This is a genomic window from Pseudomonas sp. LG1D9 (assembly GCF_002949995.1).
GTDB classification, from domain to species: domain Bacteria; phylum Pseudomonadota; class Gammaproteobacteria; order Pseudomonadales; family Pseudomonadaceae; genus Aquipseudomonas; species Aquipseudomonas proteolytica.
Map to the genome: position 1 here is coordinate 1,495,498 of NZ_CP026881.1, position 13,475 is coordinate 1,508,972.

The 13,475-nt window shown below is 61.8% G+C and carries 9 protein-coding genes; 6 read left to right on the forward strand and 3 right to left on the reverse strand.

Going from position 1 to position 13,475, the window contains the following annotated elements; genetic code table 11:
* Window positions 1–206: 206 nt before the first annotated feature.
* The 6 genes from C5F71_RS07200 (at window position 207) to C5F71_RS07225 (ending at window position 9,819) form a co-directional block, all read left to right on the forward strand.
* Window positions 207–1,373 carry an efflux RND transporter periplasmic adaptor subunit gene (locus tag C5F71_RS07200; protein ID WP_104910889.1) on the forward strand — a complete coding sequence of 389 codons (1,167 nt, stop codon included), beginning with the start codon at window positions 207–209 and terminating at the stop codon, window positions 1,371–1,373.
* Window positions 1,370–4,465, forward strand: coding sequence for a multidrug efflux RND transporter permease subunit (locus tag C5F71_RS07205; RefSeq protein ID WP_104910890.1), 3,096 nt, complete (start codon window positions 1,370–1,372; stop codon window positions 4,463–4,465). Before C5F71_RS07200 ends, C5F71_RS07205 begins: the two co-directional genes overlap by 4 nt.
* 9 nt (window positions 4,466–4,474) lie before the next feature.
* Window positions 4,475–5,152: a heavy metal response regulator transcription factor gene (locus C5F71_RS07210; protein ID WP_029297848.1), complete on the forward strand. Its 678-nt coding sequence runs from the start codon at window positions 4,475–4,477 to the stop codon at window positions 5,150–5,152.
* Window positions 5,142–6,506 carry a heavy metal sensor histidine kinase gene (locus C5F71_RS07215; protein WP_070994083.1) on the forward strand — a complete coding sequence of 455 codons (1,365 nt, stop codon included), beginning with the start codon at window positions 5,142–5,144 and terminating at the stop codon, window positions 6,504–6,506. Before C5F71_RS07210 ends, C5F71_RS07215 begins: the two co-directional genes overlap by 11 nt.
* Before the next feature lie 406 nt (window positions 6,507–6,912).
* Window positions 6,913–8,235, forward strand: a complete 1,323-nt coding sequence (locus C5F71_RS07220; protein WP_104910891.1) for an OprD family porin — start codon at window positions 6,913–6,915, stop codon at window positions 8,233–8,235.
* Between the two features lie 84 nt (window positions 8,236–8,319).
* On the forward strand, window positions 8,320–9,819 hold the full coding sequence (locus tag C5F71_RS07225) for a sensor domain-containing diguanylate cyclase (protein WP_070994085.1): 1,500 nt from the start codon (window positions 8,320–8,322) through the stop codon (window positions 9,817–9,819).
* A gap of 100 nt (window positions 9,820–9,919) precedes the next feature.
* Here the strand turns inward: C5F71_RS07225 and lpxC are convergent, their stop codons facing one another.
* The 3 genes from lpxC to ftsA form a co-directional block, all read right to left on the reverse strand.
* The gene (lpxC, locus tag C5F71_RS07230) at window positions 9,920–10,831 is read right to left on the reverse strand and encodes a UDP-3-O-acyl-N-acetylglucosamine deacetylase (protein WP_029297841.1); all 912 of its coding nucleotides are present in this window, start codon (window positions 10,829–10,831) and stop codon (window positions 9,920–9,922) included.
* Window positions 10,832–10,943: 112 nt separating this feature from the next.
* On the reverse strand, window positions 10,944–12,137 hold the full coding sequence (gene ftsZ / locus C5F71_RS07235) for a cell division protein FtsZ (RefSeq protein WP_029297839.1): 1,194 nt from the start codon (window positions 12,135–12,137) through the stop codon (window positions 10,944–10,946).
* A 65-nt stretch (window positions 12,138–12,202) separates the two neighbouring features.
* Complete coding sequence (gene ftsA / locus C5F71_RS07240; protein ID WP_029297837.1) at window positions 12,203–13,462, reverse strand: cell division protein FtsA; 1,260 nt, start codon at window positions 13,460–13,462, stop codon at window positions 12,203–12,205.
* Window positions 13,463–13,475 lie beyond the last annotated feature (13 nt).

Here is a 13,475-nt window from a genome sequence, read left to right on the forward strand (position 1 = left end):
GGAGCGTGCAAAAAATGACGCGGGCCCGACTTGCGGGCCACGCTGGCGCGCAGTATACCTGCGCGCCCTGGTTCTTTAACCACTGCCCGTACGAATGGTCGACCTTTGCTGTCAGCGCTGTCAGTTAACGGTCACTTTGCTGACCGGGTTTGCCGGCTATAAAGAGCCTTCACTCTTCCCATTCTCTGTCCGGACGCCGCGAGCCCATGCACATTCAACGCAAAACCACCTTGATTGTGCTCGCCGTCGTGGCCCTGGCGGTCGTGGCCTGGGTCGCGACCCGGCCGGCCAAGACCAAGCTGTCCGCCTCCACTGCGATCCCGGTGCGGGTGGTCAGTGTCGCCCAGCAGGACATCCCGCGGTTTGTCAGCGGCATCGGCTCGGTGCTGTCGCTGCACAGTGTGGTGATTCGCCCGCAAGTCGACGGCATCCTCAGCCGATTGCAGGTCAAGGAAGGGCAACTGGTCAAGGCCGGCGACCTGCTGGCGAGCATCGACGACCGGGCGATCCGCGCCAGCCTCGACCAGGCCAGGGCCCAGTTGGGCGAAAGCCAGGCGCAGTTGCAGGTGGCCCAGGTCAATCTCAAGCGCTACAAGGAGTTGAGCATCGACGACGGCGTGTCGAAGCAGACTTACGACCAGCAGCAAGCCCTGGTCAATCAGCTCAAGGCCACGGTCCAGGGCAACCAGGCGGCGATTGATGCGGCCCAGGTCCAGCTTTCCTACACGCAGATTCGCTCCCCCGTCAGCGGTCGCGTCGGGATTCGCAATGTGGATGAAGGCAACTTCCTGCGCACCAGCGACACCCAAGGCCTGTTCTCGGTGACGCAGATCGACCCGATTGCGGTGGAGTTTTCCCTGCCACAACAGATGCTGCCGACCCTGCAAGGCCTGATCGCCGCGCAACACCCGGCCAGTGTCGATGCGTTCCTGGGTGCCGACACCGAGAGCCCGGCCGCTATCCTGCTCGGCGAGGGCCGCCTGAGCCTGATCGATAACCAGATCAGCGCCACCACCGGCACCATCCGCGCCAAGGCCGAGTTCAGCAATGCCGCGCAAACGCTGTGGCCGGGGCAACTGGTCACGGTAAAGATCCAGACCGCCCTCGACAAGGCCGCCCTGGTGGTGCCACCGACCGTGGTCCAGCGCGGCATGGACTCGCACTTTGTGTACCGCCTCAATGGCGACAAAGTGGACGTGGTACCCGTGCACGTGGCCTACCAGAACAGCGACCTGACGATTGTCACCGGCGTGCAGCCCGGTGATGTGCTGGTCAGCGACGGCCAGTCACGCCTCAAGGCCGGCGCCCAGGTGGAGGTGCTCAAGGAGCCGCCGCAAGTGATCCAGACCGCCCAAGCGCAGGCCCGGCCATGAAGGGCCGTGGCTCGGTATCGGCGTGGTGCGTCGACCATCCGGTCGCCACCCTGCTGTTGACCTTTGCCCTGGTGCTACTGGGGTTGATCGCCTTCCCGCGCCTGCCGGTCGCGCCGCTGCCGGAGGCGGAGTTCCCGACGATCCAGGTCACCGCCCAACTGCCCGGCGCCAGCCCCGATACCATGGCGTCCTCGGTGGCAACGCCCTTGGAAGTGCAATTCAGCGCCATCCCCGGCATGACCCAGATGACGTCCAGCAGCGCTCTGGGCTCCAGCCTCCTGACCCTGCAATTCACCCTCGACAAGAGCATCGATACCGCCGCCCAGGAAGTACAGGCGGCGATCAACACCGCGGCCGGCAAGTTGCCCAGCGATATGCCCAACCTGCCGACCTGGCGCAAGGTCAACCCGGCGGACAGCCCGGTGCTGATCCTCAGTATCAGCTCCAACAACATGCCCGGCACCGAACTGAGCGACTACGTGGAAACCCTGCTGGCCCGGCAGATCAGCCAGATCGACGGGGTCGGCCAGATCAGCATCACCGGCCAGCAACGCCCGGCGATCCGCGTGCAGGCCTCGCCGGACAAGCTCGCCGCCATCGGCCTGACCCTGGCCGACATCCGCCTGGTGCTCCAGCAATCGAGCCTGAACCTGGCCAAGGGCGCGCTGTATGGGCGCGACAGCGTGTCGACGCTGTCGACCAACGATCAACTGTTCCACCCCGAGGAATACGGCGACCTGATCGTTTCCTACAAGGACGGCGCGCCGGTGCAGTTGCGCGATGTGGCGCGGGTGATCAATGGTTCGGAGAACGCCTACGTGCAGGCCTGGTCCGGTGATACGCCGGGGGTCAACCTGGTGATTTTCCGCCAGCCGGGGGCCAATATCGTCGACACCGTGGACCGCATCCAGGCCGAGTTGCCGCGCCTGCAGGCAATGCTGCCGGCGTCGGTGGACGTCAGCTCGTTGTCGGATCGCACCAAGACCATTCGCGCCTCGCTGCATGAAGTGGAAATCACCCTGTTGATCGCCGTGTTGCTGGTGGTGGCGGTGATGGCGCTGTTCCTGCGCCAATGGTCGGCAACCCTGATTGTTTCCAGCGTGCTGGGAGTATCGCTGGTGGCCACTTTTGCCTTGATGTACGTGATGGGCTTCAGCCTGAATAACCTGACCCTGGTGGCCATCGTCATCGCCGTGGGTTTTGTGGTGGACGATGCGATTGTGGTGGTGGAGAACATCCACCGCCACCTTGAGGCCGGCCTGGACAAGCGTGAAGCAGCAATCAAGGGCGCCGGCGAGATCGGGTTTACCGTGGTGTCCATCAGCTTCTCGCTGGTGGCGGCGTTTATCCCGTTGCTGTTCATGGGCGGCGTGGTCGGGCGCCTGTTCAAGGAATTTGCCCTGACGGCGACCTCGACCATCCTGATTTCGGTGGTGGTGTCCCTGACCCTGGCGCCGATGCTGGCCGGGCAGTTCATGCGCGCCCCTAGCCATCATCCCCACGACAAGCCGGGCTTTGGCGAACGCCTGCTGGCCGGCTATGCGCGGAACCTGCGACGGGCACTGGCCCATCCGCGCACGATGCTCGCTGTCTTCACCGTGACCCTGGGCCTGGCGGTGGCCGGCTACGTGTTTATTCCCAAGGGTTTTTTCCCGGTACAAGACACCGGCTTTATCCTCGGCACCAGCGAGGCGGCGGCGGATGTGTCCTACCCGGATATGGTGGCCAAGCACCAGGCCCTGGCCGAGATCATCAAGGCTGACCCGGCAGTGGAAAACTTCTCTCATTCGGTGGGTGTCACCGGCAGCAACCAGACCATCGCCAACGGCCGCTTCTGGATTGCCTTGAAGGATCGGGGTGAGCGTGATGTGTCGGCCAGCCAGTTTATCGACCGGATCCGCGCCAAACTGGCCCAGGTGCCGGGGATCGTGCTGTACCTGCGCGCCGGCCAGGATATCAACCTCAGTTCCGGGCCCAGCCGCAGCCAGTACCAGTACGTGCTCAAGAGCAACGATGGCGCGACCCTGAACACCTGGACCCAGCGCCTGACCGAAAAACTGCGCGCCAACCCGGCCTTTCGCGATCTGTCCAACGACCTGCAACTGGGCGGCAGCATCACCCACATCAGCATCGACCGCCAGGCGGCCGCACGGTTTGGACTGACGGCCACCGATGTCGATCAGGCGCTGTACGATGCGTTCGGCCAACGCCAGGTCAATGAATTCCAGACCGAAACCAACCAATACCAAGTGGTGCTGGAGCTGGACAGCCAGCAACGGGGCAAGGCCGAGAGCCTGAATTATTTCTACCTGCGCTCGCCGCTCAGTGGCGAGATGGTGCCGTTGTCGGCGCTGGCCAAGGTCGACCCGCCGACGGTCGGGCCGTTGTCCATCAGCCATGACGGCATGTTCCCGGCGGCCAACCTGTCATTCAACCTGGCACCGGGCGTGGCCCTGGGCGACGCGGTGATCATGCTCGACCAGGCGAAGAACGAAATCGGCATGCCGAGCACCATCATCGGTAACTTCCAGGGCGCGGCCCAGGCGTTCCAGAGTTCATTGGCCAGCCAGCCGTGGTTGATCCTCGCGGCGCTGGTGGCGGTCTATATCATCCTCGGCGTGCTGTATGAGAGCTTCGTGCACCCGCTGACGATCATCTCGACCTTGCCCTCGGCCGGCCTGGGCGCGCTGATCATGCTCTGGCTGCTGGGCCAGGACTTTTCCATCATGGCGTTGATCGGCCTGGTGCTGTTGATCGGCATCGTCAAGAAAAACGGCATCCTGATGATCGACTTTGCCCTGGAAGCCCAGCGCGTGCGTGGGCTGGCACCTGGCGAGGCGATTTACGAAGCCTGTGTCACGCGGTTCCGGCCGATCATCATGACCACCCTCGCCGCCCTGCTGGGCGCGGTGCCGCTGATGCTCGGCGCAGGCCCCGGCGCGGAGTTGCGCCAGCCCCTGGGGATCGCGGTGGTCGGGGGGTTGCTGGTGAGCCAGGCGCTGACGTTGTTCACCACGCCGGTCATATACTTGTACCTTGAGAAACTTTTCCACAGACCCAAACCGGCCCTCGGGTTGGCGACCACACATTGAGGCGGGGTCATGCGCGTCCTGATTATTGAAGACGAAGAAAAAACCGCCGACTACCTGCATCGCGGGCTGACGGAACAAGGCTACACCGTGGACGTGGCCCGCGACGGCATCGAGGGCCTGCACCTGGCCCTGGAAAGCGACTACGCGGTGATCGTGCTCGATGTGATGCTGCCCGGCCTCGACGGCTTTGGCGTGCTGCGCGCACTGCGGGCCCGCAAGCAGACGCCAGTGATCATGCTCACCGCCCGCGAGCGTGTGGAAGACCGCATTCGCGGCCTGCGCGAAGGCGCCGACGATTACCTGGGCAAGCCGTTTTCCTTCCTCGAACTGGTGGCGCGCCTCCAAGCCCTGACCCGGCGCAGCGGCGGGCATGAGCCGGTACAGGTGAGCATCGCCGACCTGTGGATCGACCTGATCAGCCGCAAGGCCAGCCGCGCCGGCCAGCGCCTGGACCTGACCGCCAAGGAGTTCTCGCTGCTCAGCGTCCTGGCCCGGCGCCAGGGCGAAATCCTGTCGAAGACGGCGATTGCGGAAATGGTCTGGGACATCAATTTCGACAGCGATGCCAATGTGGTCGAAGTGGCAATCAAGCGCCTGCGGGCCAAGCTCGACGGGCCATTTGAGCACAAGCTGCTGCACACCATCCGCGGCATGGGCTATGTGCTGGAGAATCGCAGTGTCGAGTAACTCGATTGCCCTGCGCCTGAGCGGCATGTTCACCCTGGTGGCGCTGGTGATTTTCCTGCTGATCGGTGGCGCGCTGTACCAGCAGGTGGACCGTGGCCTGGGCTTGTTGCCGGGGGCCGAGTTGGATGCGCGCTACAGTGTGCTGGAGTCGTCGATCACGCGTTTCGGCACGCCGGATCATTGGGTGAAGATGGCCAGCAAACTCAAGCTGCTGGGGGAAGAGGACACGCGCATTCGTTTCTGGGTGGTGAGCAGTGACCCGACCTATGAGTACGGCAAACCCGACGCACGTATCCGCGAATTCGCCGCTGGCCCCACGGGCAAGCGTGATTTGTACCTGCCGGGCCACGCCTATCCGTTCAAGGTGCTGGTCAGTCAGTTCCCGGCCAAGGACCAGCGCCCGCCGCTGCGCTTTATGATCGCCATCGACACCGCCAACTTCCGCGCCACCCAGCACCATCTGCTGATGGCGTTGATCAGCCTGTCGTTTGTCGGCGTGGTACTGGCTTCGCTGCTGGGCTTCTGGGTCGCGCGCATCGGTCTCAAACCGTTGATCAAGCTGTCGGATGAGGCGCAAAAACTGGCACCGCCCAAACTGTCGGGGCGCTTACAGTTGTCGCCGTTGCCGCCGGAGCTCAAGCAGTTCGTCAACTCCTTCAACTCGACCCTGGAGCGGGTGGAAACCGCCTACTCACGCCTGGAGTCCTTCAATGCCGACGTGGCCCACGAACTGCGCTCGCCACTGACCAACCTGATCGGCCAGACCCAGGTGGCGCTGACCCGTGGCCGCTCGGCCGAGCACTACTTCGAAGTGCTGCAATCGAACCTGGAAGAGTTGGAACGCCTGCGCTCGATCATCAATGACATGCTGTTCCTGGCCAGCGCCGACCAGGGCAGCAAGGCCACCAAACTGATTGAGTGCTCCCTGGCCGATGAGGTGGCGACGACCCTCGAGTACCTGGACTTTATCCTCGAAGACGCCCAGGTGCGGGTCACCGTGGTCGGCGATGCCCAGGTCCAGATCGAAAAGGCTCATTTGCGCCGGGCGCTGATCAACCTGCTGAACAATGCCGTGCAGCACACCTCGCCGGGGCAGGAGATCCAGGTACGGATTGAAACGCAGGAGCAGCAGGTGCTAATTGGCGTGACCAACCCAGGGGAGCTGATCGCCAGCGAACATCTGCCGCGCTTGTTCGAGCGCTTCTACCGCGTCGACGCCTCGCGCAGTAACAGCGGGGCCAATCATGGGTTGGGGCTGGCCATCGTCAAGGCGATTGCCTTGATGCATGGCGGGGATGTGTTTGTGCGCAGTGAACACGGTGGCAATACCTTTGGTATCACCCTGCCCATCTAATTTTTTTAAACCACTACACAATCAAAATGTGGGAGCGGGCTTGCTCGCGATAGCGGTGTGTCAGTGCCCGACTAACCGACTGATACGCGCTATCGCGAGCAAGCCCGCTCCCACACAAGCCCATCCCCATAGGTAGATCGCCGTCTTGACTGTTGCGATTTGGGCAACAGTCATTATCTTGTTACACTCTGTACCGTACCGCTCGCCTGCGCCAATATGTCGCATCGACGAGCGAGACGGCAAAGACAGCCGACCCGCCCTGCTATTTCCCTCGACTTATTTCCAGGGCTCTACACTGGGAATCTGTCTTAAAGCCGCTGACTTCAGCGGCTTTTTTTTGCCGTAAAAAAGGCCAGGAACACCCCACAACATTGGCCGTTCAGACTCATCCAAAGGAGCTTCCCCGGTGAAACCCGCGCTGACATTCACCCCGTTATTCCTCGCGATTGCAGCAACTATCTCCCCTCTCGCCCATGCCGCAGATGCCCCTCCCACCGACGGATTCGTCGAAGGCTCCAGCCTCACTATCAACACCCGCAACTACTACATGAGCCGCGACCGCCGCGACATCCACACTGACGACAGCAAAGAGTGGGGCCAGGGCTTCCTCGGGGTCTTCGAGTCTGGCTACACCCAAGGCACCGTGGGTTTTGGCCTGGACGCCCATGCCATGCTCGGCCTGAAACTGGACGGCGGCGGTGGCACCGACGGCTCCAGCATCCTGCCGTACGGCAGCGGCAACGGCAAAGCGCCGGGCTCGTTTTCTACCGGTGGCGGCACCCTGAAAATGCGCGCCTTCGACACCGAACTCAAAGCCGGCGACCTGTTCCTCAACAACCCGGTGATTGCCGGTGGCATGACGCGCATGCTGCCCGAGACCTTTCGTGGCGTCAGCCTGACCAACCACAGCCTTGACGGCTGGATGTTCGAAGGTGGCCAGGCCAGTTTCGCCAAGCTCTATAACCAGAGCGGCCACGGGCGTATCGGCACCAGCTACGGCGCGCTGCCCAAGGGCCAGGACAGCCAGCACATGAACTGGGCCGGCGTGGCCTGGAGCGGCCTGCCAGGGCTGACCAGCAACCTGTACGCCTCTGAACTCAAGGACGTGTGGAACCAGTACTACTACGACCTGGACTACACCTACGCGCTCAATGACCTGGTCAGCCTCAACCCCGGCCTGCACTTCTACCACACCCAAGACACCGGCCATGCCCTGCTGGGGGATATCGACAACAACACCTACAGCCTGCATTTCACCGTGGGCGTGGGCAATCACAGCGTCACGGCCGCGTACCAGCGGGTCAATGGCAACACGCCGTTCGACTACATCGCCCAGGGCGACAGCGTGTACCTGGACAACTCCCAGCAATACTCGGACTTCAACGGGCCCAACGAGCGCTCGTGGAAGCTCAAGTACGCCTACGACTTCGCAGGCCTTGGCGTGCCCGGCCTGACCTCCGCGGTGTCGTACATCAGCGGCAAGACCGACCTGACCAAGGTCGACCCCAACAGCCGCGGCTACTCGGCCTGGTACAGCGCCGACGGCAAGAATGCCAAGCACTGGGAACGGGATATCGACCTCAAGTACGTGGTACAGGGCGGCAAGGCCAAGGACTTGGCGGTGCGCCTGCAATGGGCGACCAACCGTGGCAGCAATGGCTACTCGGCGGTGGACCGTGATGTGGATGAGTACCGGGTAATCGTTGACTACCCGATCAATGTGTTCTGACGGCGAATTATCTTTTTCGCCGATTGCTTAATTTCAGGCGCGCGGAATTAAACTGCCATCATCGTCACCGCCGAAGTCAGTCCGATGAGTCAACGCCGCGCCCTTAAACTGCCTGCACGCCCGGAGCTTTTGCTGATTCTGGGCAGTGGCCTCACCGTTGTGCTGATTCTGATCATCGTCGCCGTGCTGCTGATCCGCGAGCACGCCAGCACGTTACAGACCGCCCAGCGCTCCACCAGCAATATCACCCAGTTGATCAATGCCGATGTGCTGCGCAACGTCGAGCTGTATGACTTGGCGCTGCAAGGGCTGATTGCTGCTGCAGGTCGGGATTTGTCCGGCCTGCCGGGCGATGTGCGGCACCAACTGCAATTCGACCAATCCACCGCAGCGCCCTACAAAGGCGAAGTCCTGCTGTTGGACGCACAGGGCACGGTGCTGGCCGACTCGTCGACGCAGACCCCCACCCTGCGCAACTTCGCCGACCGCGACTACTTCCAAATCCATCAGCAAAACCCCGAGACCGGCCTGTTTATCAGCCGCCCGTTCAAGATCCACTGTGACTGCGAGCAAATCTGGCGCATCGCTTTCAGCCGCCGCGTGACCGGGCCCAATGGCGAATTTACCGGGGTAGCGGTGGCGACCATGCGCTTGGCGTATTTCGATCAGTTGTTCAGCAGCCTGACCATTGGTAGCGGCAACACCATCAACCTGCTGAACAATCAGGGCATCCTGCTGGCGCAGCAGCCCCTGCTCGAACGGGACATGATCGACAAGGACCTGAGTTCGCGCCCCAACTTCAAGCGCATGCTGCAAGAGGGCAGCGGCAGCTTCCGGGCGATCTCTGCGATCAGTGGTACCCCCCGGCTTTACACCTTCACCAATGTCGGCCAGTTGCCATTGATCGTGGTGGTGGCCTTGGCCAGCGACGATGTATTCGCCGCCTGGCAACGCGCCGCATGGCTGACGGCAGGCGCCACCGGGGTGTTGTGTGTGGGCCTGTTATGGTTGAGCTGGATGTTGCGCCTGGAACTACGGCGGCGTTACCGCGCCGAGAAGGTGCTGTCAGAACTGGCAGCCACCGACGGCCTGACCGGCCTGGCCAACCGCCGTATCCTCGACCAGCGCCTGACCCTGGAATGGGACCGCGCCCGCCGCTCCGCCGAGCCCTTGGCGTTGCTGATGATCGACGTCGACCACTTCAAGGCCTTCAACGACCGCCATGGTCACCTGGGCGGCGACGAAGCGCTGCGCAGCGTGGCACAGGTGATCGGCAGCCAGATCCGCCGCCCGGCCGACCTGGCGGCACGTTATGGCGGCGAAGAGTTTGCGGTGATCCTGCCCAATACCGATGCCAGCGGTGCCCGGGCGATTGCTGAGCGTATCCGCCAGGGGATCCAGCACTTGCCGCCCGTTGCGGGTGATAGTGAGCCAGTTACGGTGAGTATCGGCTTGAGCACCTGGGACAAACGCAGCAGCGCGTCATTGGAGCAGTTGCTGCTCAGTGCTGACCGGGCGTTGTATGAGGCGAAAAATAGCGGGCGCAACCGCGTGGTCGATGCGGCCACACTGCTGGCGCCTTGAATGTAGGAGCCGGCTTGCCGGCCCCTATAGGCGGATGTTTGCCAATAAAAAAAGGCCACCCGAAGGCAGCCTTTAAAAACTAAAGAAAGAGAGTTGTTACTTACACCGCCGCAACGGGACGCATGTAAGAGATCGGTGCGGTGCTGGCATCTTCGAAGGTCACGACTTCCCAAGCATCTTTCTGCTCAATCAATTTGCGCAGGAGCTGGTTGTTCAGTGCATGGCCCGACTTGAAGCCTTTGAACTCGCCTATCAGGCTATTGCCCAGCAGGTAGAGGTCACCAATTGCATCGAGGATCTTGTGCTTCACGAACTCGTCTTCATAACGAAGGCCGTCTTCGTTCAGTACACCATCCGCGTCGACCACGATGGCGTTTTCCACGCTGCCGCCGAGTGCGAGGTTGTGCTTGCGCAGGTACTCGATGTCACTCATGAAACCAAAGGTACGGGCGCGGCTGACTTCTTTTACGAACGAAGTGCTGGAAAAATCCACGCTTGCACTTTGGGTGCGGTCACGGAATACCGGGTGATCGAAATCGATCTCAAAGCTCACTTTAAAGCCTTCGAACGGGACGAAGGTGGCGCGCTTGTCGCCGTCTTCTACTGTCACTTCCCGCAGAATGCGAATGAACTTCTTGGCTGCGTCCTGTTCTTCCAGGCCGGCAGATTGAATCAGGAATACGAAAGGTCCAGCGCTACCATCCATGATCGGGACTTCAGACGCGGAGAGCTCGACGTAGGCGTTATCGATGCCCAGGCCAGCCATGGCCGAGAGCAAGTGCTCCACCGTGTCCACTTTGACGTCACCGTTGACCAATGTGGTCGACATGGTGGTTTCGCCAACGTTTTCCGCGCGAGCAGGAATCTGCACCACAGGGTCCAGGTCGGCACGAACAAACACGATGCCGGTGTCGACAGGTGCGGGCTTGAGGGTCAGGTATACCTTCTCCCCGGAGTGCAGACCTACACCTGTGGCACGGATAATATTCTTCAGGGTGCGTTGTTTAATCATGGCTTGGACCGCTTCAGCGCAAATTGCGAACTGGTATCAACAAAGGCTGGCGATAATAACAGACCAGACCTTTGCTGAACACCAATCACCTTCATAGCCCTGATACATTCCATCAATCGGCCTGACGACGCAGGAAAGCCGGGATGTCCAGGTAATCCAGATCATCTTGCGGATTCGGGCTACGGGACGCAGCAGCACCGGCCTGAGCCTGGTTGCGCATCACGGTCGGACGATCCAGGTCACGGTAGTTCACCGACGGCATTTCCGGGCGCACAGGCGCTGGAGCGGCAGTCGAAGACGCCTGGCTGGTGTGAACGGTATTGTCGATGACCTTCACAGGCTTCTCGATTTTAGCGCCCAGGCCAGTGGCAACCACGGTCACATGCAGTTCGTCGCGCATGTCCGGATCGATAACGGTACCGACCTTGACCATCGCGTGCTCGGAAGCGAAGGCTTCGATGATGCTACCCACGTCGGAGTACTCACCCAGGGACAGGTCAGGACCGGCGGTGATGTTCACCAGGATGCCGCGTGCACCTTGCAGGTTCACGTCTTCGAGCAACGGGTTGCGGATGGCCGCTTCGGTCGCTTCACGTGCACGGTTAGGACCGCTGGCGCAGCCAGTGCCCATCATCGCCATGCCCATTTCGCTCATGACAGTGCGTACGTCGGCAAAGTCGACGTTGATCATGCCCGGGCGCTTGATGATGTCGGAGATACCGCGAACGGCACCGGCCAGTACGTCATCAGCCTTGGCGAAAGCCGACAGCAGGCTTGCGTCTTTACCGAGGATGGTCAGCAGTTTCTCGTTGGGGATGGTGATCAACGAGTCAACGCTTTCAGACAGCAGACGGATACCTTCGTCGGCGATCTGCATGCGCTTGCGGCCTTCGAACGGGAACGGACGGGTCACGACAGCAACCGTCAGGATCCCCATTTCCTTGGCTACTTCGGCAATGATCGGCGCTGCACCGGTACCGGTACCACCGCCCATGCCAGTGGTGATGAACACCATGTTGGTGCCTTGCAGCACTTCGGCAATACGCTCGCGGTCTTCCAGGGCGGCTTGACGGCCGACTTCCGGATTGGCGCCAGCGCCCAGGCCCTTGGTCACCGCAGTGCCCAATTGCAGGATGGTCCGCGCGCCAATGCTCTTGAGCGCCTGGGCATCAGTGTTGGCGCAGATGAATTCAACGCCTTCAATGTTGCTCTTGACCATATGGTTGACAGCGTTGCCGCCGCCACCGCCTACACCGATTACTTTGATAACCGGGCTTGCGGGGATGTTGTCTACGAGTTCGAACATTTTCCCTCTCCTTTCATTTCTCTAGTTTTTTCGCCTACTACTTGAAACGGTGTTGCGGTAAATCTTTAGAAATTGCCCTTCACCCAGGCTTGCAGGCGCTCCAGCAACGGCGCTTTAGGCTCGTCACTGCTGTAGCTTTCGCGGCTGCCAATGCCCGACAGGGAAATGCCGTCGGTCTGCTTTTGCAGGCCGTACAACAGCAAGCCCACACCGGTGGAATAAATCGGGTTGCGCACCACGTCGCCCAGGCCCTTGACGCCATGGGGCACGCCCAGGCGGACCGGCATGTGGAAGATTTCCTCGGCCAGTTCGACCGCGCCTTCCATCTTCGAGGTGCCACCGGTCAGCACGATGCCGGCCGGGATCAAATCTTCGTAGCCACTGCGGCGCAGTTCAGCCTGGATCAGGGTGAACAGTTCGTCGTAGCGCGGCTCGACCACTTCGGCCAGGGCCTGGCGCGACAGTTCGCGCGGTGGACGATCGCCCACGCTTGGCACCTTGATGGTTTCACCGGCACCGGCCAGCTTGGCCAGGGCGCAGGCGTAGCGGATCTTGATTTCTTCGGCGTACTGGGTCGGTGTACGCAACGCCATGGCGATGTCGTTGGTCACCTGGTCGCCGGCAATCGGGATCACCGCGGTGTGACGGATCGCACCCTCGGTGAAGATTGCGATGTCGGTGGTGCCGCCGCCGATGTCCACCAGGCACACGCCCAGTTCTTTTTCGTCGTCGGTCAGTACCGAGTAGGCCGAGGCCAGTTGCTCAAGAATGATGTCGTCGATTTCCAGGCCGCAGCGGCGCACGCATTTTTCGATGTTCTGTGCAGCATTCACCGCGCAGGTCACTACGTGGACCTTGGCTTCCAGACGTACGCCCGACATGCCCAGGGGCTCACGTACGCCTTCCTGGTTATCGATCACGTAGTCCTGCGGCAGGGTGTGCAACACGCGCTGGTCAGCCGGGATCGCCACGGCTTGGGCGGCGTCCAGGACGCGCTCAAGGTCGGCCGAGCTGACTTCACGGTCGCGGATCGCCACGATGCCGTGGGAGTTCAGGCTGCGGATGTGATTGCCCGCCACGCCGACGAACGCCGAGTGAATCCGGCAGCCGGCCATCAGTTGCGCTTCTTCGATGGCGCGCTGGATCGATTGCACGGTGGATTCGATATTGACCACCACGCCCTTCTTCAGGCCCCGGGACGGATGCGTGCCGATTCCGACGATTTCCAGCGTGCCGTCGTCCGCGACCTCGCCTACCAGCGCCACCACCTTGGAGGTGCCGATATCGAGACCGACGATCATTTTGCCGCTTTGCACGTTTGCCATGGGTCCTGCCTCT